Genomic DNA, 24044 nt, shown 5'->3' on the forward strand with positions numbered 1-24044 from the left:
CAGGTCCTTAACATCACTGACAAGCATGGTAGCCCAACCGTTGGTGTGATGATGCTGCCCGGCCGGGTGGTGGCTGACTATGCTCTGAACCCCACAACCCCTCAACAGGAGCACGCGATGAGCATGACCTTTTCCGGCCAGGTAGCCCTGGTCACCGGTGGCGCCGCCGGCATTGGCCGGGCAACGGCCCTGGCCTTCGCCCAGCAGGGCCTGAAGGTGGTGGTGGCCGACCTCGACCCGGTTGGCGGTGAGGCCACCGTGGCGTTGATCCAGGCGGCTGGCGGTGAGGCGCTGTTCATTGCCTGCGATGTAACCCGCGACGCCGAAGTACGCCAGCTGCACGAGCGCCTGATCGCCGCCTACGGCCGGCTGGACTACGCCTACAACAACGCCGGCATCGAGATAGAGCAGGGCCGCCTGGCCGAGGGCAGCGAGGCAGAGTTCGATGCCATCATGGGCGTCAATGTGAAGGGTGTGTGGCTGTGCATGAAGTACCAGCTGCCCTTGCTGCTGGCCCAGGGCGGTGGGGCGATCGTCAATACCGCCTCGGTGGCGGGCCTGGGGGCGGCGCCGAAGATGAGTATCTACAGCGCCAGCAAGCATGCGGTGATCGGCCTGACCAAGTCGGCGGCCATCGAGTATGCCAAGAAAGGCATCCGGGTGAATGCCGTGTGCCCGGCGGTGATCGACACCGACATGTTCCGCCGCGCCTATGAGGCCGACCCGCGCAAGGCCGAGTTCGCTGCGGCCATGCACCCGGTGGGGCGCATTGGCAAGGTCGAGGAAATTGCCAGCGCCGTGCTGTACCTGTGCAGCGATGGCGCGGCGTTTACCACCGGGCATTGCCTGACCGTGGATGGTGGGGCTACTGCGATCTAGGTCGAAACCGCGTCGCCTTCTTCGTGGGTAAACCCGCTCTCATAGAACTGCACATAACTAATTGAATTAGCAGGGACACTGTGGGAGCGGCTTTAGCCGCGAACACCGGCGCAGCCGGTGCCATGCACCGCGTTGGATTCTTCGCGGCTAAAGCCGCTCCCACAGGGTATGCGGACCGCTTGCGAACTGAGTTCTCTACGCGACAGCGCAACCCACAGGGCTGGGCGATCTCCCACAGGGATCTCGCTGCCCTCAGGCCCTGTGCGATCCCTGTAGGAGCGGCTTTAGCCGCGAAGAGGCCCGTGCAGACCACCACAAAACCAGCCCAACCAGCGCACACCCCACCACCAGCACCCCACCAAACACCAGCAAGGCCAGCCGCGACCCCAGCCGGTCACTCAACAGCCCGGTAAAAATCACCGGCAAGCTGAACCCCAGGTACGCCAGCAAGAAGAACCCGGCACTGGCCCGTGTCTTCTCGCTGCCAGCCAACTGGTTTACCGCCGCCAGCCCGCCCAGGTAGATAAACCCGTAGCAGGCACTGCTGGCCGCCACCGCCCCCAGCAACACCGCACCCAGCTGCCCGCTGTCCGCCCCCCAGGCCAACACCGCATAGCTGCACGGCAGTATCAGCAGCCCCAGCAGCGTGGCCTTCTGGCTGCTCAGGCGCCGTGCCATCGGCTGGAACAACAGCCCGCAGCTGATCACGCAGAAGGTCGAGAACCCCGACCAGGCGCTAAGCCCATGCTGGCGCAAGATGCCCGGCAGCAGGGCGATAACTACCCCCGAGCAGGCCCACGCCAGCAAAATGGCCAGGCCATAACCCACGCTGCCGCGCGGGTAGCAGGGCAGGCGCAGCATGGAGGTGCGCTGTGCCGGGCGTGGGTCGGGCAGGCGCCATGCCAGCACCATGGCCAGCGCCGCCAGCAGCAGTTGCAGGTGGAAACTGCCTGGGGTGAGGCTGGGGCCGCGCAGCAGGAACAGGCTGGTCAGCGCTGCGCCCAGGCCAAAGCCCAGCGAGGTGCTGGCAGTAACCCACGTGGCGGCGCGTGGGCCTTGCTCGCTGCCCATCAGTTCGCCCATGTAGGCGGTTGCCGTGGCAGTGGCCAGGCCCGTGCCCAGGCCCAGGCACATGCGCGCCAGGCCCAGGGTTTGTAGGCTGGGGGCCAGCGACATCAGTCCTGTGGCGAGCATCGACAGGGCCAGGGCGGCCAGAATAAGCGGCCTGCGCCCGACCCGGTCGGCCAGCCCGCCCAAGGCCAGCAGCACCGGCAGTACGCCCAGCACATAGCCGGAGAAGGCCACCGCAGTGGATGCGGCGCCTTGGCCGGAAAGGTCGGCGTAGGTGATGTACAACGGCGCTGGCAGGTTGACGGCCAGGGTGATGAGGCAGAGGGCGAAGGCCAGGCGGGCCGGGGCGGAGGGCATGGGTAGGGTCCTGATTATGTGGTGGCTGTTCCGGCCCTTTCGCGGGTGAACCCGCTCCCACAGGGATCGCACCCAGCCCGAGAGCGGGTGCAGTACCTGTGGGAGCGGGTTCACCCGCGAAAGGGCCGGGCCTGCCAACTCTGATGCCAGCCTGTTCCCCTCACCAGACACACACCCACCCCATTTATGCTTAACTGTTCGCTCAAAACCAGCGAACACTTAGCCCATGCACTTTCCCCTCGACCGCACCAGCACCACGCCATTGGTGCAGCAACTCACCGACCACCTGCAAACCTGGATCGCCCAGCAACGCCTGCGCCCCGGCGCGCGTCTGCCGTCAATCCGCGCACTGGCCCGCAGCCAGGCGGTCAGCGCGTCCTGTGTGATCGAGGCCTACGACCGCCTGGTTGCCAACGGCTGGCTGGAGGCGCGCCACGGCACCGGCTTTTTCGTCGCCGAACGCAAACCCGGGCTCGCCGAGGAAGACGCGCAACCTTGGGGTGAGGCCGGCGACGGCAGCTGGCGGCAGTTCCGCGAGGGCCATGACGAGCTGCTCAAGCTGGGTTGCGGCTGGCTGCCCGGTAACTGGCGCGCCGCCACCGAACTGGCCCAGGCGCTGCGCCAGGTCAGCCGTGGCAACCCGCAGGACCTGTTCGACTACAGCCCACCCCTGGGCCTGGCCAGCCTGCGTCAGCAGTTGCACAAGCGCCTGGCACTGGTGGGCATTGCCGCCGGCCCCGAGCAAATCCTTACCACCCACGGCGCCAGCCACGGCCTCGACCTGCTGGTGCGCACCCTGTTGCGCCCAGGCGACACGGTGCTGGTGGAAAACCCCGGCTACTACAACCTGTACAACCTGCTGCGCCTGCACCAGGTACACATGTTGCCGCTACCGCGTACCGCCGAAGGCCCCGACCTGCACGCCCTCGAAGCCCTGCTGGCCACGCACCGGCCGCGCTGCCTGTTCATCAACAGCCTGTACCACAACCCCACGGGCACCAGCCTGACGCCCAAGGTGGCCTATCGCCTGCTGGAACTGGCCCGCGAGCACGACCTGCGCATTATCGAGGACGATATCTACGCCGACTTCCAGGAGGGCCAAGCCACGCGCCTGGCCACCCTCGACAGCGAGCAGCGGGTGATCTACATGGCCAGTTTCTCGAAAACCCTCAGCAGCTCGCTGCGGGTTGGCTACCTGGTTGCCGACCCGGCGCTGCTGGCGCGCCTGGCCGAGCTGAAGATGGTCAGCAGCATCGGCACGTCGCGTTTTGCCGAGCAGGTGGTGGGGCAGATGTTGGCCAATGGCAGTTACCGCAAGAGTGCGCAGCGGCTGCGCGTGCGCCTGGCGCAGCACATGGCCCGGTTGCTGCGGCAACTGGAGCAATGGGGTTGGCAGGTGTTCTGCGAGCCATATGGCGGCATGTTCATTTGGGCGCGGATGCCGGGGCAAGGCTTCGCCAGCCTGGAGCGCCTGGCCCTGGAACATGCCGTGTTGATTACCCCTGGCAGTGCCTTCGATTACCAAGGCGCCGCCAGTGACTGGCTGCGCATCAATGTCGCTTATGGGCAGGATGCTCGCGCCCAGGCTTTTCTTGAACAGGCAGGGCAGTTACCCAGCCGGCTGGCTAAAAGCTGATACCCACTTTCAGGCCATACTCATCGCGGGTCTGCTCGTTCGAGTCGGTCATCAGGAACTGCCCATCCAGTTCATAGTTGTAGCGGCTGAAATAAAGCGAGGCGAGTATCGGCACTGTACCGTGTTGATTGAACAGCACGCTAAGTTCGACAAAGGGGTTGCTGGTATCGTTCAGGTCAACGTCTTCACTGCTGATGCCATGTATTTCCAATTGCGAATCGCCATTGATAACTTGGCGGATGCCGGCTTCGAAACGCAGGGTGGCATTATTGAAGCGGTAGTTGTAACCGGCGGCAATTTTACCAAACGGGGTGCGGTTGGTGAGGTCGACGTCATAACGGCTGGTATTGGGTTGCAGGCGGTTCCATTTATAGCCAGCGCCCAGCAGCAGGTCGAGGGAGTGGCGCTCGCTCAGCGCCAGGCGCCAGCCCAGGTCCAGGTCGGCCTGGCCGTCCTTGAGCTTCTGGTTCTGCTTTTTCGAGTACATGCCGCTGGCTTCGGCCTGGTAAACCACGCCCTCTGTGGCGGTCATCTTGTTGCCGAAGTTTATGAACAGCCCGCCTTCTGGCATATGTTCGGTGTCATTACCACGCCCGTTCAGTTCCAGTTGCGTGTAGCTCCCCTGAAGCCCAACCGTAAATAACGGCGCGGTGGAAGTTTGCGCATGACCCACCGTTGGCACAGTAATCAGCAGCAACGGGGTGACCACAGCAGTTAGCATGGCTGTTTTCATGGAAGGCTCCAGGGGTGCACTACGGGTCCGGAGGCGGGCCAGTTACCGATCACGATAGCGTCGTTTTAATTAAGCGCAGGGCTGTTAAATAAATTTTTAATGCCCCACTTTTGGCGCAAATTTAATGGCGTCAATACAGGTATATAAAGAGTGGATTGGAATAAATCCGAAGTTAGCTTACGTCGATTAAATAGATTGCCGCCCTGCGCCAGGTTTATCCATGAGCTAAGATTGATGGCCTAATGATGTTGCGCGCGGCAGGCATTGAAAACGACCTCTATACAGCCAAAAGCGACAACTTATAGCTAATTGACACTATTCTGGCGCCAGCCCCTTGTTCATCGCCCGACAACGTTGCCACCCTTGGCCCTCGGGATTACCTCACAGGCTGAAAGGGGATCGGCGATGGGCGCGAGCAAGCACGGTGTGCTGGCTAACCTGGGCATGGCCCGCAAACTTGGCCTGGGCTTTGCCTTGGTGTTGCTGCTGACCCTGGCGGTGGCGGCCATCGGCATTGCCGCGCTGCACAGCGTTGGCCAGCGGTTCGACAGCTTGCGCCAGCTGGCCCAGTTCAACACCGACCTGCTGCGCTTGCGCCAGCACGAGCAGGCATTTGCCCTGCGCTCCGACTTGCAGCAGGCCGAGGCCTTGCGCAGTGGCCTGCAGGGCTTGGCCGAACGCGCCCGCGGCTTGCCGGCGCTGGCGGCGGCCGAAACCGACCTGGCAGCCTACGGCCAGGCGTTCGAGGCCTTTGTCGCGGCCGTGCAGGCCAAGGAGCTGGCGCTGGACATGGCCAGCTGGTCGGTGTCCACCGTGGCCAACAACCTCGACGTGCTGCAGGCCGGCCTGGCCGATGACGGTGTGTACACCCTCAAGCAGTCCCAGGGCCAGCAAGGTGGCGAGTTCCTTGAGCAGGCCGCGCAGGTGGCGCAGGTGTCGCGGCTCATGCTGCAGGCCATGGACGAAGCGCGGGTGCGCCTGGAAAAAAGCCGCAAAGGCGAAGAGGGCGCGGGCCAGCAGCGCATCGCCCAGACCGTCGAGGCCGCCAGCCTGGTCGGCCAGCTGCAGGGCGCGGTCGGCGATGCTGGCTACCAGAGCGTGCTGGGCGAAGTGGCGGGGCACATTGGCAGCTTCTCGGAAAAACTCAACGAATACACCGACCAGTTGGCCCGCGAGCAGGGGCTGAAGGCGCAGTTGCAAGCCAGTGCCGAACAGGTGACAGGCCGTGTCGACCAGGCCTACCTGGGGCAGCAGCAGGCCCTGCAGGGTGAGCTGCAACGCAATGCCATGGCCATCGCCCTGGCCACTGGCCTGGCGCTGCTGGTGGGCGTGCTGGCTGCCTGGCTTATCACCCGCGCCGTGGTTGGCCCACTCAAACACGTGATTGCCCGCGCCCAGCGCATTGCTGCGGGTGAACTGGGTTTCGACGCCCAGGCGCCACGCCGTGACGAGGTGGGGCAACTGATGCAGGCCATGCAGCAGATGGCGGCAGGCCTGTCGGGCATCGTCAGCGGTTTGCAGCAAGGTATCGAGCAACTGGCTGGCAATGCGCAGGCGTTGTCGGCAGTGACCGAGCAGACCAACCGCGAGGTGGGCAGCCAGAAGGAAGAGACCGAACAGGTAGCCACTGCCATGCAGCAGATGACCGCCACCGTGCACGATGTGGCGCGCAATGCCGAAGAGGCGGCGCAGGCGGCCCAGGCGGCGGACAGCAAGGTTGATTCGGGGCAACAGGTGGTGCGCCAGAGCATGCAGCGCATCGAGCAGTTGGCAGCAGCGGCAGAAACCGCCAGTGCCGGCATCGACAGCCTAAGTGCCGAGATTCACACCATTGGCGATGTGCTGGAAGTGATCAAGAGCGTGGCCGAGCAGACCAACCTGCTGGCGCTGAATGCCGCGATCGAAGCGGCCCGGGCTGGCGAACAGGGCCGTGGTTTTGCCGTGGTGGCCGATGAAGTGCGTGCGTTGGCGCGGCGTACCCGGCAGTCCACCGAGCAGATCGAAACCCTGGTGGCCAGTTTGCGCGGCAATGCCCAGCAGTCGGTGGCACAGATTCGCGGCAGTACCGAGCTGGTGCGCCTGGCGGTGGCGGATGCGCTGCAGACGGAAAGTGCGCTGGGCAGCATTGCGGCGGCGGTGTCATTGATTCAGCAGATGAACCAGCAGATTGCGGCGGCGGCCGAGCAGCAAAGCTCGGTGGCCGAAGAGATCAGCCGCAGTGTTACGCAGATCCGTGGCAGTGCCGACCAGGCGGCGTTGGCGATGCAGGACAATGCCCGGTCGAGTGTCCAGCTGGCGCAGCTAGGCACCGACCTGAAGGGTATGGTTGGGCATTTCAGGCTTTAGATGCCTGGCTCGGAATTTTTGTTGAGTTTGAGATCGAGCGCCGCCCGCGCGGCGCTTCGCAGCACAAGGCTGCTCCTACATCTGTTTCGGGCCAGTCCATCCTGTGAGGTCATCGCTGTCCGCCTTGTTTGTTCCCTTCGATATCGAAGGAGACGCTGCTCTTCATCAATCTCCAGCCATGCACCAAGGCTGTCACCCACCTGGCACAGGAATAATTGGCCCGAAACAGATGTAGGAGCAGCCTTGTGCTGCGAAGCGCCGCGCGGGCGGCGCTCGATCTCAACGGCGACACTTACCAAGCGTCATACCCTGCGCGGGTTAAGAATCACCAGGGCCAAAACCCCCGCCACAATCCCCCAGAACGCCGAGCCAATCGAGAACAAGGTCAGCCCCGAAGCCGTCACCATGAAGGTAATCACCGCCGCCTCACGCTCCCGCGCTTCGCTCATGGCCACGGTCAGCCCGTTCATGATCGAGCCAAACAGCGCCAGTGCCGCAATCGACAGCACCAGTTCCTTCGGCAACGCCGCAAACAGCGCCGCCAACGTCGCGCCGAACACCCCGGCAATACCGTAGAAAATCCCGCACCACACCGCAGCGGTGTAGCGTTTGCTCGGGTCTTCATGGGCATGTGGCCCGGTGCAGATCGCCGCGCTGATCGCCGCCAGGTTGACCCCATGCGAGCCAAACGGCGCCAGCAGCAGCGAAGCAAAGCCGGTGGCTGAAATCAGTGGCGAGGCCGGTACCTGGTAGCCGTCGGCACGCAGCACGGCCACGCCGGGCATGTTCTGCGAGGTCATGGCCACCACGAACAGCGGAATGCCAATGCTGATGGTGGCCGCCAGCGAGAAGCTTGGCGTGGTCCACACCGGCTTGGCCACTTCCAGGTGGAAGCCGCTGAAGTCCAGCAGGCCCAGGGCGCCAGACAACGCAGTGCCCACCAGCAGCGCGGCCAGCACGCAGTAACGCGGCGACAGGCGCTTGACCAGCAGGTAGCTGAAGAACATGCCCAACACCAGCACGGTGCGGTGCTGCGCGGCGACGAAGATTTCGCTGCCGATCTTGAACAGGATGCCCGCCAGCAGCGCCGAGGCCAGCGAAGCGGGAATACGCTTGACCAGGCGCTCGAAGCTGCCGGTCAGGCCGCAGACAAGCACCAGCACGGCGCAGGTGATGTAGGCGCCAATGGCCTCGCCATAGCTCACCCCGCCCAGGCTGGTGATCAGCAAGGCGGCGCCAGGGGTGGACCAGGCGATGGTGATCGGCGTGCGGTAGCGCAGCGACAGGCCTATGCTGCATACCGCCATGCCGATCGACAAAGCCCAGATCCATGAAGAAATCTGCGCGCTGGTCAGCCCGGCCGCCTGGCCGGCCTGGAACATCAGCACCAGCGAACTGGTATAGCCGGTGAGCATGGCGATAAAGCCGGCGACCACCGCCGACGGAGAGGTGTCTGCCAGGGGCCGCAGGCGTGCGGAAGTGGCATCGGTCATGAACAAAATCCTTGTAAAGGTGTAAGCAGTTTTTTCAGACTACAGCGAGCAAGGTTGATCCTTGCCATACAGCGGCCATTGCTTTTAGCCGTACAGTCACCAACTATTGGGCGCAAATGCAGAACTGCTTGGGAGTGGAAGGCGATGTACAAGGTCTATGGCGACTACCAGTCGGGCAACTGCTACAAGGTCAAGCTGATGTTGAGCCTGCTGGGCAAGCCGTATGAGTGGCACCCGGTGGACATTCTCAAGGGCGAGACCGAAACGCCCGAGTTCCTGGCGATGAACCCCAACGGCAAGGTGCCGGTGCTGGAGCTGGAAGACGGCAGCTACCTGTGGGAGTCCAATGCCATTCTCAACTTCCTGGCCGACGGCAGCGAGTTCCTGCCCAGCGAGCCGCGCTTGCGCACCCAGGTGTTGCAGTGGCAGTTCTTCGAGCAGTACAGCCATGAGCCGTACATTGCCGTGGCGCGGTTCATCCAGTTCTACCTGGGCCTGCCGGATGAGCGCGTGGACGAGTACCGCAAGTTGCACAAGGGCGGCTACAAGGCGCTGAAGGTGATGGAGCGGCAGTTGCAGATGACCCCGTACCTGGTCGGTGAGCAGTACTCGATCGCCGATGTGGCGTTGTATGCCTATACCCATGTGGCGCAGCAGGGCGGGTTCGACCTGGCCGATTACCCGGCGGTGAGAGCCTGGCTGGAGCGGGTCGCCAGCCACCCAAGGCATGTGCCGATGGTGGGCTAAGCACCTTTCTGAAGCAAACCTGGCACCCTGTAGGAGCGGCCTTGTGTCGCGATAGGGGTGCGAAGCGCCCCCAGGAATTTTGACATCACTGCATAAATTGCTGGGGCCGCTTTGCGGCCCGATCGCGACACAAGGCCGCTCCTACAGGGCGATCGCGGTATCAGATGGCGGCAAACCGCTCATCCAGGTAAGCAATGATGGCCTTGGACTCATACATCCAGGTCACCTTGCCCGCTTCTTCAATGCGCAGGCACGGCACTTTCACCCGGCCGCCGCCTTCTTGCAGGGCCTGGCGGTGCACCGGGTCGTTCTTGGCATCGCGCAGCGCCACCGGCACATTCAGGCGGTGCAGGGTGCGGCGGGTCTTGACGCAGAACGGGCAGGCATGGAACTGGTACAGCGCCAGGCCCTTGGCCGCTTGCTCGACGCGGGCCTGGGCGGCGGCGTCGCGCTTGCGCTTGGCCGGGCGGCTGATCCAGTCGCCGAACACGATGAGCTGGCCGAGGCCAACCCGCAGGGCTTTGACGATCATGGGCAACTCCTGAAATGAAAAAGCCGACCCGGCAGGGTCGGCTTGGGGTCTGCAGCCAATCACTTGATCAGGCTGAGGAACTCGCTGCGGGTGGCGGCGTTTTCGCGGAACTCACCCAGCATCACCGAGGTGATCATGGTCGAATTCTGCTTCTCGACACCGCGCATCATCATGCACATGTGCTTGGCTTCGACCACAACCGCCACGCCTGCGGCACCGGTAACCTGCTGCACCGCTTCGGCGATCTGGCGGCTGAGGTTTTCCTGGATCTGCAGGCGGCGGGCGTACATGTCGACAATGCGCGCCACCTTCGACAGGCCCAGTACCTTGCCCTTGGGCAGGTAGGCAACGTGCGCCTTGCCGATGAACGGCAGCATGTGGTGTTCGCACATCGAATACAGCTCGATGTCCCGGACCAGCACCATTTCGCTGTTGTCAGAGCTGAACAAAGCGTTGTTGGTGACTTCTTCCAGTGTTTGCTCATAACCGCGGCAAAGGTACTTCATCGCCTTTGCAGCCCGCTTGGGCGTGTCGAGCAGGCCCTCACGGGAGACGTCCTCGCCAATCTGGCTGAGGATCTCGGTGTAGTTCTGTTCCAGGGACATGGATCTACCTGTGGGAAAAAATCGCAAAAACGAAGGGTACGGCGGTGAGGGCGGCGCTGCAAGCGCGGCGTTACTCGTCGCGGCCTTCGAGCATGGTTCGCTTGAGCATCACATACACCGCGCCGGTGCCACCGTGGCGGGCGCTGCACGAGGCAAAACCCAGCACCTGCGGGTGCTGGCGCAGCCAGGTGTTGACGTGGCTCTTGATCATCGGGCGCTTGCCGTCCAGGCGCGCAGCCTTGCCGTGGGTGACCCGCACGCAGCGCACTTCCAGCTTGGTGGCTTCGGCGATGAAGGCCCACAGCGTTTCGCGGGCCTTTTCCACGGTCATGCCGTGCAGGTCGAGGCTGCCTTCGAACGGGATCTGCCCCAGCTTGAGCTTGCGCAGCTGGCCTTCCTGCACGCCGTCGCGGCGCCACATCAGCTCGTCTTCGGCGCCAACGTCGATGACGAACTGGTCGGACATGCCGTCGATCACCAAGGCCTTGTCACTGCGCACCGTCGCCGCCTGGCGCAGGCCGGCCAGCTGCTGGCGGTCGGCCTTGGGCTTGCCGACTTCGGCACGGTCGTGGCGGATCGGTTTGACACCGCGCACTTCGGCCTTGAACAGGGAAAAATCGTCGTCTTGCATGATGCCTCCACGTGGGCGGCGTAGTTTACGCGACTGTGGGGCGGTGTGCAGCCTGTGCGGGCCTCTTCGCGGGTGAACCCGCTCCTACATGGAAATCACAAGCCCCTGTAGGAGCGGGTTTACCCGCGAAGAGGCCCGCACAGGTTATACAAAACCATCAATCATGCTTCTTCATCAGGTGCGGCGACAGGTTAAGTTCCCGCCCACGGCGCAGGCGAATACGGCTGCGCCGCCAAAATCGCACGCCCAGCCACAGCAGCAGCAAGCCAGCCCCGGTCAGGATGCTGGACAGCGGTTTGTTGGCGTTGAGTTCTTGCAGGGCAGGGTAGTTGCCCAGCAGGCCGGCGATGCCGGCCATGGCCAGCAGCACGCCCAGGGTCGCCAGCAGGGCCGACAGGCCGGCCGCCAGGCGGGCGCCCCAGTTGCGCGGTTGCCGCGGGCGCAGGCGCTTGGCGTCGAAACTGCCTTTAAGCTTCATTCCGCTCTCCTCGTTGGATATCCGGAATTCGACCTGCTGCCGCCCATCGGGTTCCGCCCGGCTGCCGGGCGGTCGTGCTAAGCCGCTCAGATCAGGCTGGCGGTGGGTGCTACACAGGCGAAGTTGTCGGCCATCACGGCCATTTCACTTTGGTGAATCTGCGCGGCCGGGATCACCCCATCCTTGAATGCCAGGTCGCGGGTCGCCGAGGCGTCTTCCACCAGGGTGCACCGGTAACCATAGTCCTTGGCGCGGCGTACGGTGGTGCTGACGCTGGAATGGCTCATGAAACCGCAGACGATCAGGTCCAGGTGGCCCAGCGCCTGCAGCGTCTCGTGCAATTGGGTGTTCTTGAATGCATTGGGCATGCGCTTTTCAATGACGATTTCGCCTTCCAGAGGCTCCAGCCCCGGAATGAACTGGCCAGCTGGCCCCTGTGGGTCGAAACGGCCACCGACGGTGCCCAGGTGGCGAACATGGATGATCGGACGGCCGCTCTTGCGCGCGGCGTCGAGCAACCTGGCGATGTTGGCCACAGCCTCGTCCATGCCCGACAGCTGCAGGGGCCCGCTGAGGTACTCCTTTTGCGCATCGATGATGATCAGGCTGGCGTGGCTCAGCTTGGCCGGCGGGTAGTCGCGGCCAGTGAGGCGGAACATCGTGGTTGGAACGGACATCAAGGGCTCCTTGGATAGGGCTTTTGTACACCTATTGTCCCTTGCATTGGCGCCAATGGGAATGGTTGACAATGCAAGCGGCATGGTTACTGGCGTGTGGCTAGCCATTGGGTAACCCAAACGAACAAAACTGCGGGTTGGGCTGTTAGACTTTTGTCCGGTCTGAATTAGGAGTACCCCGTGATCACATCCCGTCTGCGCACGCTGCGCGACTACATCCGCTGGGCGGTCAGCCGCTTCCACGAGCACGACCTGTTCTTCGGCCACGGTGCCGACAACGCCTGGGACGAGGCCCGCCTGCTGGTGCTGGGCGCCGTGCACCTGCCATGGGAGGTGGCCGACAGCTACCTGGACTGCATGCTCGAGGACAACGAGCGGGTACACCTGCAGCACCTGCTGAAACGCCGCATCGAAGAGCGCGTGCCGGCCGCCTACCTGCTGGGCGAGGCCTGGTTCTGCGGCATGTCGTTCATTGTCGACGAGCGCGTGCTGGTGCCGCGTTCGCCCATTGGCGAGTTGATCGAAAAACGCTTCGAGCCGTGGCTGGCCAGCGCGCCGGCGCGCATCCTCGACCTGTGCACAGGTTCCGGCTGCATCGGCATTGTCGCCGCCGACGTGTTCCCCGAGGCCGAGGTGGTGCTGGCCGACCTGTCGTTCGATGCCCTTGAAGTGGCCAACCAGAACATCGAGCGCCATGGCCTGGACACCCGCGTGTTCACCGTGCAGGGCGACGGCTTTGCTGGTTTGCCGGGGCAGCGTTTTGACCTGATCCTGTCCAACCCGCCGTACGTCGATGCCGAAGACTTCGACGACATGCCGGCCGAGTACCACCACGAACCCGAGCTGGGCCTGGCCTGTGGCAATGACGGCCTGGACCTGGTGCGGCGCATGCTGGCCGAGGCGGCGGACCACCTGACCGACAAGGGCTTGCTGATTGTCGAAGTGGGTAACAGCCAGGTGCATGTCGAGGCGCTGTACCCCGAGGTGGACTTTGCCTGGCTGGAATTCGAACGTGGCGGGCATGGCGTGTTCATGCTCACGGCTGAGCAGTGCCGCCAGCATCAGGAACTGTTCAAGGCCCGCGTCTGAGCCATTTGGGGCTGCTTTGCAGCCCATTCGCGGGTGAACCCGCTCCTACACAACGTACGCGCCGTCCTTGCGATGCGCGGTCCCTTGTAGGAGCGGGTTTACCCGCGAAGCAGGCGACGCGGTCTCACCGGGTAGCAATCCAGATCAGCAACCCCGCCTGAAACACCGCAAACGCCACCAGGCAGGTGATGGTAAAACGCAACCCGCCGTCTTCGCGCTGGTACTTGGCCACTCGCTCATCACGCTCGCGCAGTTGCCCTTCCTTTTCCAGCAATTGCTGGTCCGCCTGCTGCAACAGGTTGGCGGCATCCAGGATATCCACCCGCTGCAAGCGCTCGTTGCTCCAGGCTGCTTTCAGCTGGCCCACGGTCATTTCCACGGCACGGCCCTTCAGGTGCTGGCTGTCCTCGTACTGCACTTCAATCCCCACCCCGCGCAAGCAGTGGTCACGGCGCAGGCGTGAGTCCTCGTTCAGGGCATCCTTGTTCGGCAGCGCCATGCCCTCGACCCGGTAGTGCGACCAGTGGCGCTGCAGCCACTGCGCCGCCTGGGCCAGCATGAAGCGGCCGATGCCACGGTTCACCGGCTCCAGTTGCAAGCCGTGTTCGTTGCCAATGCGTACCAGGCGCTGGGCATGGTCGACACGGATATCCAGGCGGTTCTGCTCTTTGTGCACCTTCTGCCCAGGCAGCTGGATTTCCATGTGCAGCAGGCTGTGGGCCTTGTCGTGGCGCTCGGCATAGCCGAACTGCACAAAGCGCAGCGGCCGCGCGCCGGTGCTGCGGTCGGTGGGCAGGGCAGCCAGGCGCAAAAGCTGGAAGTGTTCTGCACCCAAGTCGGCCCAGGGCAGGGCAGGGTGTTCATGGGGTTCTTCGGCCGGCTCTACGGCGGCGGGGGCGGTGGTCATCAGGGCTTGTCCTCAAGTGCGTGCCGGCTGCAAGAGGGGGCACTGCGTGCCCCTTTCGCGACACAAGGCCGCTCCTACAGAAAACGCGATCCCCTGTAGGAGCGGCCTTGTGTCGCGATGGGCCGCGCAGCGGCCCCAATCTCACCGTTACCCCTCTTATCGGCCGTCCCGGCCAAGACCTGAGGGTCAGACCGCCGGTAAATGCTGGATGAACGTCACAATTCGCTCACCCAGCTCGCGCGCCAACGGCAGCTCGGGGTTGAGGTAGCTGTCGCGCTGCTGGCTCATGGCCTTGGGGCTGATGCGCAGCATGTGGTTCATGCCGTCGATCAGCACCAGTTGCGCATCCGGCTTGGCGGCTTTCAGCCGTTCGGCGTCGACTACGCCCACCTGCACGTCGTTGCGCCCCTGCACGATCAGCGCGGGCATGGGCAGGCGGGCAAAGGCGGCAGCCGGGTTTTGCTGGAACAGCGTAATCAGGTACGGCTGCACACTGGGGCGGAACACCTGGCGTAGCGGCGCCGGTATCTCCAGGCTGGTCTGCCCGGCCTGCAGGCGGTCGAGCAGGGCGCTGCTACCGGCCATTTGCGCAGGCGGCAGGCGCTGGGCCAGTTGCTCGCGCAGCACGTCGGCCAGCGGCCGGCCGCTGCCGGCCAGGGTAATCACCGCGCTGGCACCGGCTTGTTCGGCGGCCAGGCTGGCGATCAGGGCGCCTTCGCTGTGGCCGATCAGGATCAGTGGGCCAAACCGCGGGTCGGCCTTGAGCTTGCGGCTCCAGGCGACCACATCGGCCACGTAGCGCTCCACGCTGAGGTCACGTTCGTCGGGCGTGGCCGGCTGGCTGGCGGCCACCCCGCGCTTGTCGTAGCGCACGCTGGCGATGTGCTCGTTGGCCAGCAGCAGGGCCAGGCGCTTGAGGTTGTCGACCCTGCCCGAGGCCGGGTTGTTGCCATCGCGGTCGGTGGGGCCGGAGCCGGCGATGATCAGCACCACCGGAGGCGGGGTGGCTTGTTGCGGCAGCAACAGGCTGCCGTGCAGCACGCCCTGGCCGGTGTCCAGGTCGATCGGGCGTTGCAGCACGGTGGGGGCGGCGGCCTGGGCCAGGCCGGTGCACAGCAGGAAGAACAGGGCGACTAGGCGCGGCATCAGGCGGTACTACATGGGGAGATGTGGGTTTGACCCAATGTTTGCGGGAAGGTTCTCGGGGTGTGCTCGGCAGGTTCGGCCTCTTCGCGGGTAAACCCGCTCCTACAAGGTCACCACAATCCGCGGGCTTGTGCGATCCCTGTAGGAGCGGGTTTACCCGCGAAGAGGCCAGCACAGGCGATCAAACCATCTGTATACTGCCCCTTTCGTCCACTTCAGGCAGATCTCGCGGAGCGTCCATGTCCGGCAATACCTACGGCAAGCTGTTCACTGTCACCACCGCTGGCGAAAGCCATGGCCCGGCGTTGGTCGCCATTGTCGATGGGTGCCCACCAGGCCTGGAAATTTCCCTCGCCGACCTGCAGCACGACCTCGACCGGCGCAAGCCCGGCACCAGCCGGCACACCACCCAGCGCCAGGAAGCCGATGAGGTGGAAATCCTTTCCGGCGTGTTTGAAGGCCGTACCACCGGCTGCTCGATCGGCCTGCTGATCCGCAACACCGACCAGAAGTCCAAGGACTACTCGGCCATCAAGGACCTGTTCCGCCCGGCCCACGCCGACTACACCTACCACCACAAGTACGGCATCCGCGACTACCGCGGCGGTGGCCGCAGCTCGGCCCGCGAAACCGCCATGCGCGTGGCCGCCGGTGCCATCGCCAAGAAGTACCTGGCCACCCAGGGCATTACCGTGCGTGGCTACATGAGCCAGCTGGGCCCGATCGAAATCCCGTTCAAGACCTGGGAGTCGGTGGAGCAGAACGCCTTCTTCAGCCCCGACCCCAGCAAAGTGCCAGAGCTGGAGGCCTACATGGACCAGCTGCGCCGTGACCAGGACTCGGTAGGCGCCAAGATCACCGTGGTCGCCGAGGGCGTGATGCCTGGCCTGGGCGAGCCGATCTTCGACCGCCTGGACGCCGAGCTTGCCCACGCGCTGATGAGCATCAACGCGGTCAAGGGCGTGGAAATCGGCGCGGGCTTCGCCAGCGTGGCCCAGCGCGGCACCGAACACCGTGACGAGCTGACCCCGGAAGGCTTCCTCAGCAACAATGCCGGCGGCATCCTCGGCGGTATTTCCTCGGGCCAGCCGATCGTTGCCCACCTGGCGCTGAAGCCAACCTCCAGCATCACCACCCCGGGCCGCTCGATCGACATCGACGGCAACCCGGTGGATGTCATCACCAAGGGCCGCCACGACCCGTGCGTGGGCATCCGCGCCACGCCGATCGCCGAGGCGATGATGGCCATTGCGCTGATGGACCACCTGCTGCGCCACCGTGCGCAGAATGCCGATGTGCATGTGAATACCCCGGTGCTGGGCCAGCTCTGATTCACCTGCACCGGCCTATTCGCGGGTAAACCCGCTCCTACAGGTATCCCGCTGCCCTCGGGGCCTGTGATATCCCTGTAGGAGCGGGTTTACCCGCGAATAGGCCGGCACAGGCACCACAAGGCCACCCCATGCAACCCATCCCCTACTGGCGCCTGTCCAGCTTCTACCTGTTCTACTTCGCCCTGCTCGGTTCCACCGCCCCGTTCCTGGCGCTGTACTTCGACCACCTGGGCTTCTCCCCGGCGCGCATCGGCGAACTGGTGGCCATCCCCATGCTTATGCGTTGCATCGCCCCCAACCTGTGGGGCTGGCTGGGCGACCGCACCGGCCAGCGCCTGCTGATCGTGCGCCTTGGCGCGCTGTGCACCCTGGCTACCTTTTCGCTGATCTTCTTCGGCAAAAGCTATGCCTGGCTGGCGCTGGTGATGGCCCTGCACGCGTTCTTCTGGCATGCGGTGCTGCCGCAGTTCGAGGTCATTACCCTGGCCCACCTGCACGGGCAAACCGCGCGCTACAGCCAGGTGCGCCTGTGGGGCTCGATCGGCTTCATCCTCACCGTGGTTGGCCTGGGCCGGCTGTTCGAATGGCTAAGCCTGGACATCTACCCGGTAGCGCTGGTCACGATCATGGCCGGCATCGTCGCCGCCAGCCTGTGGGTGCCCAATGCCCAGCCGGTGGAGCAGGGCGAGCGCAGCGGCGCGGGCGGCTTCTTGCAGCAGCTGCGTGCCCCTGGAGTGATCGCGTTCTACGCCTGTGTGGCGTTGATGCAGCTCAGCCACGGGCCGTACTACACCTTCCTTACCCTGCACCTTGAGCATCTGGGCTACAGCCGTGGTGCCATCGGCCTGCTGTGGGCACTGGGGGTGGTGGCCGAGGTGCTGATGTTCATGGTCATGAGCCGCCTGTTCGCCCGCTTCAGCGTGCAGCGCGTATTGCTGGCCAGCTTTCTGCTGGCGACGTTACGCTGGCTGCTGCTGGGCAACCTGGCCCAGGAGCCGGCGGTACTGATCTTTGCCCAGTTGCTGCACGCCGCCACGTTCGGCTGCTTCCACGCCGCCAGTATCGCCTTTGTCCAGGCCAGCTTCGGCGCCCGCCAGCAAGGTCAGGGCCAGGCGCTGTATGCGGCGCTGTCGGGTACCGGCGGTGCGCTGGGGGCGTTGTACTCGGGCTACAGCTGGAAACTGCTGGGGCCCGCCTTCACCTTTGGTATGGCCAGTGCCGCAGCCTTGGCCGCAGCCGTTATCATTGCCTTTTGTTCGCAACCGACCAGGACCCGCCCCTGATGAGCATTCTCAGCGTTTTCCACCCCGCCAGCCCGGCGCTGCCGAACAAGCTGCTGACCCACCACGACGACATCGCCGCCACCCTGGCCGAGCAGGGCGTGCGCTTTGTGCATGCCGAGCATGGCTTGCGGGTGCGCCCGGGTACCGCGCCGGACGAGGTGCTGGGCGCCTGCCGTGAGTACCTGGACCAGTTGATGACCGCGCATGGCAGCAAGGCTTTTGTGCTACTCAACCGCGACGGTGAAGACCCGGCGCAGGTCGATGTGCGCGATGAGCATGTGCATGACGCCGATGAGGTGTTTGCGGTGGTCAGCGGGCGTGCCCAGGTTGGGTTGCGTTTGGGGGATTGGGTGTATTCGGTGCTGTGCGAAAAGGGCGACCAGTTGCTGGTGCCGGCCGGGACCCGGCGTTGGGTGGAGCTGGGTGATACACCGTTCTGCCTGGCGTTGCGCTTGTATGGCAGTGAGGAGGGCGTGCAGGCGCGGTTGACCGGGGATGAGACTGCGCGGGCATTCCTGGGGATCGACGAGTTGTAATGGCTTTGCCGGCCTCTTCGCGGCGGTTCGACGCCTCGATGAACCCGCTCCTACAAAGGTTGCGCCGCCCTCAGGCATCGCGCATTCAATGTAGGAGCGGGTTTACCCGCGAAGAGGCCAGACCAGCCAACACAATACTTAGCGGTAAGTCGGCAAGGCAAACCGCTGCTGGCTCTGCAGCATGGAAATCACCGGCAACTCACTGGCCTGCTCGGCCAGGTCCCGGCGGATGGCGCTGATCGCCCAGGACAGCTGCTCGGCACTGTGCAGTTGCCCGTAGGTCAGCACCCGGCGGGTGACCTTGCCATCAGCCGCACGCAGGGTCAGCAGCACACCACCGTCGGGGCGGGCTTGGGTATTCACCTGGTAGGCCGAAAATACCGAGACGAACTTTTGCTGGATGAGGTCCATATCAACTCCTGGCTGTTGGGGGGCAGACGTGAGTTGATGGTTGCAGCGACCGTGCCAGAAAGAGGATTTGGAAAAAGCCCAGTAAATACAGGCGATTAAGCGGTATTTGCGCAAGCGGTGCCGTGCAGGTTGCATGGTCGTGCATTTTGCACAGTGCAATTTGCACGGTACGGGCTTTGCCTATCGGCCCCATAGAATCTGAACCTTTGACCGCAATGGCGTGCCTGACAAAAACTTGGGCAATCATTTATGCCAGGAGGTTCCCGATGTCCAGCCAAACCGCGCCCGCCACCATGACCGACGACGAAACCGCCGCATTCGCCGAGCAGGTATTCGAATGTGCCCGCCAGGGTGATGCCGACATGCTCGGGCGCCTGCTTGCCAGCGGCCTGCCGGCCAACCTGCGCAACCACAAGGGTGACACCCTGCTGATGCTGGCCAGCTACCATGGCCAGCACGACGCAGTGCGCGTGCTGCTGCAGCAGGGCGCCGACCCATTGATCGCCAACGACAACGGCCAATTGCCCATCGCCGGTGCCGCGTTCAAGGGTGACCTGGCCATGATCCAGTTGCTGCTGGCGCACGGTGTGCCGGTGGACGCCGCCGCGCAGGACGGCCGCACCGCGCTGATGCTGGCGGCCATGTTCAACCGCAGCGCAATCGTCGACTACCTGCTGGCCCAGGGCGCCGACCCGGCGCGCCAGGATGCCCGCGGCGCCACGGCGCTGATGGCGGCGCAAACCATGGGCGCGGTGGACGTGGTGGCACGCCTGCAAGCGCTGGCCGGCTAACCGTCAGGGGGCATTTGCGGCTATCCTTGGCGACTTTTCACCCGTCGCAGGCCCCCTTTCATGAAAACTCAGTTGCTCGAATTCATCAGCCTCATTGGCGCTGGCTGCATGCGCGAGGCAGACATCGAGCGCATCGCAGGCGAAGCCGCCCAGGCCTACGCCGACCCGGCCGCCTTCCTGGCCGCCAACCCCGACATCAACTACGACGACAGCTTCCCCATCCCGCTGGGCGAATGGGTGGTGCTGGGCAGCCTGCCGGACACCGTGGTGTTTCAGGCCGACAGCTACCAGGACCTGTTCCAGCAGATCAGCGATTCGTTCGACAACAGCGTGCCGTTTACCCTCAAGCCCAAGCAACTGGCCCGCACCGAGCCGCTGACCGCGCTCAACCGCATCCAGGTGCAGATGGGTGCGCTGAACAAAGAGGCCGGTGGCTATGTGCTGCTGAATTTCAGCCAGTTGCTGGATGACGAGCTGCAGATGGTGATGGTGGGGCAGAACGACCTGGCGCGGGTGCTGGAGCTGGGGGCAGAGGTGGGGATCAAGGTTGAGCCGGCCCTCGAAGCCCTGAAGGTCGCTGTGCACATCTGATTTCAGCGGTTGCTTCTTCGCGGGTGAACCCGCTCCCACAGGAACGCCACTGTCTTCAGGCCTTGTGATATCCCTGTGGGAGCGGGTTTACCCGCGAAGAGGCCGGCATAGGTAACCCAAAGCCTCAGCCCAGCGCGGTATCAAGGAACATCATCACCGCAAACCCACCCATCAACCCCAGTGTCGCCGCTGTCTGATGCCCATTGCGGTGGGTTTCGGGTATCACCTCGTGGCTGACCACAAAGATCATCGCCCCTGCCGCCAGCCCCATGCTGATCGGGTAGGCCAGGGCAAAGCCGGTGGAAATCCCCAGGCCGATCACCGCCCCCAGCGGCTCCATCAGCCCCGACCCGATCGCCACCAGCGCGGCCTTCAGGCTCGACAGCCCAGTGGCGCGCAAGGCCAGCGCCACGGCCAGCCCTTCCGGGATGTCCTGGATGGCAATGGCGCTGGTCAACGGCAGGCCGATGTTCATGTCGCCATTGGCAAAGCTCACGCCAATGGCCATGCCCTCAGGCAGGTTATGCAGGGTAATCGCCAGCACGAACAACCACACCCGGCTGATGCGTTCGGCTTGCGGCCCGCACGGCCCGGTGCTTTCGTGTTCATGCGGGGTAAAACGGTCCAGGCCGAGCATCAACAGCACGCCCAGGCCCATGCCCAACACCACGGTAAAGGCCGCGGCCGGGCCGTTGCCAGTGATTTCGCGGGCGGCATCCAGGCCCGGCAGAATCAGCGAAAACGAACTGGCGGCCAGCATCATCCCGGCGGCAAAGCCCAGCATCACATCCTGGGTACGCGCGCTGACATCGCGCAGTACCACCGCCAGCACCGCACCCAAGGCGGTGGCGCCGAAGCCCGACAGCCCGCCCAGCATGGCCAGGTGCAGGTTGTCGGCATGGTCGCCATGCACCGCGTTCCACAGGCTGGCGGCCAGCAGCACAATCACTGCCAGCAGGCTCAGCCCCAGGCCGGCACTGAGCCAGGGGGTATTCACGACTTGCTGGCGCCAGGCGTTCAGCAGCGAGGGTGGGGCGGCGCTTTGGCTATGGGCGGGGGGCATGTGAACCTCGAAACCGGTGGATGCAAGCAGTCTACTCAGGGACCTGCGGCAACCGCCAAGGATTCCCTTCTATGGGGGCGATAGCTGGCTATGCTGTGCAGCAAAGCCTTGGGACGGGAGTTTAGGCATGGGGTCGACATTCAACAGCCTGGTCGGGCTGATCATTCTGGCGCTGGATATCTGGGCCATCGTCAATGTGCTCAAGAGCGGCAGCGAGGTGGGCATCAAGGTGTTGTGGATCTTGCTGATCGCCTTGCTGCCGGTGGTGGGGCTGGTGATCTGGGCGATTGCCGGGCCGCGCGGGAATGTGCGCATCTGAAGCCTGTACCGGCCTCTTCGCGGGTAAACCCGCTCCCACAGGTACTGCACAGAATTTGAGGGCGGTGCGGTCCCTGTGGGAGCGGGTTTACCCGCGAAGAGGCCAGCACAGACAAAACCGGCAACACAGCCGTGACAAAATTTTCACATTGGGTTAAACAGAATCCGCACCCGCACAATGCTGCGTTGGTCTAGCGCCACCGCCATCTCCGCAAACCCGCAATCCTAGGACCTTCCCATTCATGGCTAACACGGACGCCTTGAAGCAAGGGGGCGCGCGAGCATCGTTCTCGCCGACCCTGAAATCCCACCTGGCCTACACGCTGCTCAGCGGCCTGGTGATCATGCTGATGCTCAGCCTCGTGCGCCTGGCGCTGTTGGTCTACAACAGCGACATGATCGGCGATACGCCCTATTCGACCGTCGCTGAAGGCTTCTTCAACGGCTTGCGCTTCGACCTGCGGGTGGTGGTGTACCTCAGCATCCCGCTGCTGCTGGCCATGCTCAGCCCCTGGGCCATGGCCCGGCGTGGCGTGTTCCGCTTCTGGCTGACCCTCGCTTCCAGCGTCGTGATGTTCCTCGGCCTGATGGAGATGGACTTCTACCGCGAGTTCCACCAGCGCCTCAATGGCCTGGTGTTCCAGTACATCAAGGAAGACCCGAAAACCGTACTGAGCATGCTTTGGTATGGCTTCCCGGTGGTGCGCTACCTGCTGGCCTGGGCCTTCGGCACCTGGCTGCTGAGCCTGCTGTTCAAGGGTATCGACCGCATTACCCGTGGCACCGGCGAGCAACGCGTGGCGCCGTGGTACAACCGCCTGGCAGTGTTCATGGTGATTCTGCTGGTGGCCGTGGTCGCCGCCCGTGGCACCCTGCGCCAGGGCCCGCCGATGCGCTGGGGTGATGCCTTCACCACCGACTCCAACTTCGTCAACCAGCTGGGCCTGAACGGTACCCTGACCCTGATCGACGCCGCCAAGAGCCGTTTCGGCGAGGACCGCGCCAACATCTGGAAGCCGGTGCTGGCGCAGGACGTTGCCACCGAAACCGTGCGCAAGCAGCTGCTTACCCCGAACGACACCCTGGTCGATGCCGACGAGGCTGCCATCCGCCGCGACTTCGTGCCGCCGGCCGAGCGCACCCTGCCGATCAAGAACGTGGTGGTGATCCTGATGGAAAGCTTCGCCGGCCACTCGGTGGGCGCGCTGGGCAGCCCCAACAACATCACCCCGTACTTCGACAAGCTGGCCAAAGAAGGCCTGCTGTTCGACCGCTTCTTCTCCAACGGCACCCATACCCACCAGGGCATGTTCGCCACCATGGCTTGCTTCCCCAACCTGCCAGGCTTCGAATACCTGATGCAGACCCCGGAAGGCGGCCACAAGCTGTCTGGCCTGCCGGCCTTGCTCAGCGCCCGCGATTACGACGACGTGTACGTCTACAACGGCGACTTTGCCTGGGACAACCAGTCTGGTTTCTTCGGCAACCAGGGCATGACCACCTTCATCGGCCGTAACGACTTCGTCGACCCGGTGTTCTCCGACCCGACCTGGGGCGTGTCCGACCAGGACATGTTCGACCGTGGCAACGTGGAACTGGCCAAGCACGATGGCAAGAAGCCGATCTACGCGCTGCTGCAGACCCTGTCCAACCACACCCCGTATGCGCTGCCGAAAGACCTGCCGGTCGAGCCGGTGACCGGCCAGGGCCGCCTGGACGAGCACCTGACTGCCATGCGTTATTCGGACTGGGCGCTGGGCCAGTTCTTCGAGAAGGCGCGTAAAGAGCCGTACTTCAAGGACACCCTGTTCGTCATCGTCGGCGACCATGGTTTTGGCAACCAGCAGCAGGTTACCGAGCTGGACCTGGGCCGCTTTAGCGTGCCGCTGCTGCTGATTGCCCCGGGCATTCAGGAGAAGTTTGGTGCGGTCAACCACACCGTGGGCACCCAGGTCGACATCGTGCCGACCATCATGGGCCGCCTGGGTGGCCAGACCCGTCACCAGTGCTGGGGCCGCGACCTGCTCAACCTGCCTGAGGGCGACCAGGGCGTGGGCATGATCAAGCCATCGGGCAGCGAGCAGATCGTCGGCCTGGTGCAGGGCGACCGCATCCTGATCGAGTCCAAGGACATGACCCCGCGCATGTACCGCTACCAGCTGGGCAGCGAGTTCAAGGCCGAGCTGATCGAAAGCCCGGACCAGCCGGAAATGCTCAAGAAGCTGGAAGCGTATATCCAGACGGCGACCAAGAGCCTGCTGGATAACACCGCTGGTGTCGTGCACGGCGTTCCGAAATAAATCGGGGCCGCTTTGCGGCCCTTCGCGGGTAAACCCGCTCCTACAACGGGTTGTGATACCCCTGTAGGAGCGGGTTTACCCGCGAAGAGG

24 protein-coding genes and 1 pseudogene are annotated in these 24044 nt (G+C 64.1%); 13 read left to right on the forward strand and 12 right to left on the reverse strand.

The features are described 5' to 3' along the window. The first annotated feature begins 117 nt into the window (after positions 1 to 117). Positions 118 to 879, forward strand: coding sequence for an SDR family oxidoreductase (locus ACIP1G_RS21980; RefSeq protein ID WP_400740736.1), 762 nt, complete (start codon positions 118 to 120; stop codon positions 877 to 879). A gap of 252 nt (positions 880 to 1131) precedes the next feature. Here the strand turns inward: ACIP1G_RS21980 and ACIP1G_RS21985 are convergent, their stop codons facing one another. Next, entirely contained in the window at positions 1132 to 2307 is a 1176-nt protein-coding gene (locus ACIP1G_RS21985; protein ID WP_400740738.1) for an MFS transporter, read from the reverse strand. A gap of 226 nt (positions 2308 to 2533) precedes the next feature. Here ACIP1G_RS21985 and ACIP1G_RS21990 point away from each other — a divergent pair, with 226 nt between their 5' ends. Next, positions 2534 to 3943, forward strand: coding sequence for a PLP-dependent aminotransferase family protein (locus tag ACIP1G_RS21990; protein WP_400740740.1), 1410 nt, complete (start codon positions 2534 to 2536; stop codon positions 3941 to 3943). On the opposite strand, the gene ACIP1G_RS21995 is transcribed toward ACIP1G_RS21990, so the two are convergent. After that, positions 3933 to 4676, reverse strand: a complete 744-nt coding sequence (locus ACIP1G_RS21995; protein ID WP_400740741.1) for a hypothetical protein — start codon at positions 4674 to 4676, stop codon at positions 3933 to 3935. The genes ACIP1G_RS21990 and ACIP1G_RS21995 overlap by 11 nt on opposite strands. A gap of 1287 nt (positions 4677 to 5963) precedes the next feature. Between ACIP1G_RS21995 and ACIP1G_RS22000 the strand changes: the two are divergent. Together ACIP1G_RS22000 and ACIP1G_RS22005 are read left to right on the forward strand one after the other, a co-directional pair. Next, positions 5964 to 6161, forward strand: a pseudogene (locus ACIP1G_RS22000) (HAMP domain-containing protein); the annotation flags it as partial. Further along, positions 6159 to 7022 carry a methyl-accepting chemotaxis protein gene (locus ACIP1G_RS22005; protein WP_400740797.1) on the forward strand — a complete coding sequence of 288 codons (864 nt, stop codon included), beginning with the start codon at positions 6159 to 6161 and terminating at the stop codon, positions 7020 to 7022. The pseudogene ACIP1G_RS22000 and the gene ACIP1G_RS22005, both read left to right, overlap by 3 nt. Before the next feature lie 302 nt (positions 7023 to 7324). On the opposite strand, the gene ACIP1G_RS22010 is transcribed toward ACIP1G_RS22005, so the two are convergent. Next, positions 7325 to 8515, reverse strand: coding sequence for a benzoate/H(+) symporter BenE family transporter (locus ACIP1G_RS22010; RefSeq protein ID WP_400740743.1), 1191 nt, complete (start codon positions 8513 to 8515; stop codon positions 7325 to 7327). A gap of 144 nt (positions 8516 to 8659) precedes the next feature. On the opposite strand from ACIP1G_RS22010, the gene ACIP1G_RS22015 reads away from it, so the two are divergent. Beyond that, positions 8660 to 9262: a glutathione S-transferase family protein gene (locus ACIP1G_RS22015; protein ID WP_400740744.1), complete on the forward strand. Its 603-nt coding sequence runs from the start codon at positions 8660 to 8662 to the stop codon at positions 9260 to 9262. Between the two features lie 160 nt (positions 9263 to 9422). On the opposite strand, the gene ACIP1G_RS22020 is transcribed toward ACIP1G_RS22015, so the two are convergent. The 5 genes from ACIP1G_RS22020 to ACIP1G_RS22040 form a co-directional block, all read right to left on the reverse strand. Further along, a complete protein-coding gene (locus ACIP1G_RS22020; protein ID WP_400740746.1) occupies positions 9423 to 9794 on the reverse strand; it encodes a glutaredoxin family protein in 372 nt (123 codons plus the stop codon). A gap of 59 nt (positions 9795 to 9853) precedes the next feature. Next, positions 9854 to 10399: a GTP cyclohydrolase I FolE gene (gene folE, locus ACIP1G_RS22025; protein WP_012271077.1), complete on the reverse strand. Its 546-nt coding sequence runs from the start codon at positions 10397 to 10399 to the stop codon at positions 9854 to 9856. A 70-nt stretch (positions 10400 to 10469) separates the two neighbouring features. Next, the gene (locus ACIP1G_RS22030) at positions 10470 to 11030 is read right to left on the reverse strand and encodes a Smr/MutS family protein (RefSeq protein ID WP_400740748.1); all 561 of its coding nucleotides are present in this window, start codon (positions 11028 to 11030) and stop codon (positions 10470 to 10472) included. Positions 11031 to 11187: 157 nt separating this feature from the next. Continuing rightward, on the reverse strand, positions 11188 to 11508 hold the full coding sequence (locus ACIP1G_RS22035) for a hypothetical protein (protein ID WP_400740750.1): 321 nt from the start codon (positions 11506 to 11508) through the stop codon (positions 11188 to 11190). Between the two features lie 86 nt (positions 11509 to 11594). After that, the gene (locus tag ACIP1G_RS22040) at positions 11595 to 12185 is read right to left on the reverse strand and encodes a cysteine hydrolase family protein (protein WP_400740752.1); all 591 of its coding nucleotides are present in this window, start codon (positions 12183 to 12185) and stop codon (positions 11595 to 11597) included. A gap of 180 nt (positions 12186 to 12365) precedes the next feature. On the opposite strand from ACIP1G_RS22040, the gene prmB reads away from it, so the two are divergent. After that, positions 12366 to 13274: a 50S ribosomal protein L3 N(5)-glutamine methyltransferase gene (gene prmB, locus ACIP1G_RS22045; protein WP_400740753.1), complete on the forward strand. Its 909-nt coding sequence runs from the start codon at positions 12366 to 12368 to the stop codon at positions 13272 to 13274. 124 nt (positions 13275 to 13398) lie between these two features. Here prmB and ACIP1G_RS22050 read toward each other — a convergent pair whose 3' ends face one another. Both ACIP1G_RS22050 and ACIP1G_RS22055 read right to left on the reverse strand, forming a co-directional pair. After that, positions 13399 to 14181, reverse strand: coding sequence for a hypothetical protein (locus ACIP1G_RS22050; RefSeq protein ID WP_400740754.1), 783 nt, complete (start codon positions 14179 to 14181; stop codon positions 13399 to 13401). A 186-nt stretch (positions 14182 to 14367) separates the two neighbouring features. Beyond that, complete coding sequence (locus ACIP1G_RS22055; RefSeq protein WP_400740799.1) at positions 14368 to 15330, reverse strand: alpha/beta hydrolase; 963 nt, start codon at positions 15328 to 15330, stop codon at positions 14368 to 14370. Between the two features lie 236 nt (positions 15331 to 15566). Here ACIP1G_RS22055 and aroC point away from each other — a divergent pair, with 236 nt between their 5' ends. The 3 genes from aroC to ACIP1G_RS22070 all read left to right on the forward strand — a co-directional run bounded on the left by aroC (position 15567) and on the right by ACIP1G_RS22070 (position 18480). Continuing rightward, positions 15567 to 16658 carry a chorismate synthase gene (gene aroC, locus ACIP1G_RS22060; protein WP_400740756.1) on the forward strand — a complete coding sequence of 364 codons (1092 nt, stop codon included), beginning with the start codon at positions 15567 to 15569 and terminating at the stop codon, positions 16656 to 16658. 131 nt (positions 16659 to 16789) lie between these two features. Next, on the forward strand, positions 16790 to 17944 hold the full coding sequence (locus ACIP1G_RS22065; protein WP_400740758.1) for an MFS transporter: 1155 nt from the start codon (positions 16790 to 16792) through the stop codon (positions 17942 to 17944). Next, entirely contained in the window at positions 17944 to 18480 is a 537-nt protein-coding gene (locus ACIP1G_RS22070; RefSeq protein ID WP_400740760.1) for an oxidase, read from the forward strand. Before ACIP1G_RS22065 ends, ACIP1G_RS22070 begins: the two co-directional genes overlap by 1 nt. Positions 18481 to 18618: 138 nt before the next feature. Here the strand turns inward: ACIP1G_RS22070 and ACIP1G_RS22075 are convergent, their stop codons facing one another. Further along, a complete protein-coding gene (locus ACIP1G_RS22075; RefSeq protein ID WP_346646575.1) occupies positions 18619 to 18891 on the reverse strand; it encodes a DUF3509 domain-containing protein in 273 nt (90 codons plus the stop codon). A 266-nt stretch (positions 18892 to 19157) separates the two neighbouring features. On the opposite strand from ACIP1G_RS22075, the gene ACIP1G_RS22080 reads away from it, so the two are divergent. Together ACIP1G_RS22080 and ACIP1G_RS22085 are read left to right on the forward strand one after the other, a co-directional pair. Then, positions 19158 to 19682 (forward strand): ankyrin repeat domain-containing protein, encoded by a 525-nt coding sequence (locus tag ACIP1G_RS22080; protein ID WP_400740761.1) that lies wholly within the window; start codon positions 19158 to 19160, stop codon positions 19680 to 19682. A 60-nt stretch (positions 19683 to 19742) separates the two neighbouring features. Further along, complete coding sequence (locus ACIP1G_RS22085) at positions 19743 to 20273, forward strand: hypothetical protein (RefSeq protein ID WP_400740762.1); 531 nt, start codon at positions 19743 to 19745, stop codon at positions 20271 to 20273. Between the two features lie 124 nt (positions 20274 to 20397). Here the strand turns inward: ACIP1G_RS22085 and ACIP1G_RS22090 are convergent, their stop codons facing one another. After that, a complete protein-coding gene (locus ACIP1G_RS22090) occupies positions 20398 to 21336 on the reverse strand; it encodes a ZIP family metal transporter (RefSeq protein WP_400740764.1) in 939 nt (312 codons plus the stop codon). A gap of 127 nt (positions 21337 to 21463) precedes the next feature. On the opposite strand from ACIP1G_RS22090, the gene ACIP1G_RS22095 reads away from it, so the two are divergent. Further along, positions 21464 to 21655: a PLDc N-terminal domain-containing protein gene (locus ACIP1G_RS22095; RefSeq protein ID WP_400740765.1), complete on the forward strand. Its 192-nt coding sequence runs from the start codon at positions 21464 to 21466 to the stop codon at positions 21653 to 21655. 241 nt (positions 21656 to 21896) lie between these two features. Further along, on the forward strand, positions 21897 to 23954 hold the full coding sequence (locus ACIP1G_RS22100; RefSeq protein ID WP_400740767.1) for an LTA synthase family protein: 2058 nt from the start codon (positions 21897 to 21899) through the stop codon (positions 23952 to 23954). The last annotated feature ends 90 nt before the right edge of the window (positions 23955 to 24044 follow it).

Source organism: Pseudomonas sp. NPDC089392 (assembly GCF_044749595.1).
Classification (GTDB): domain Bacteria; phylum Pseudomonadota; class Gammaproteobacteria; order Pseudomonadales; family Pseudomonadaceae; genus Aquipseudomonas.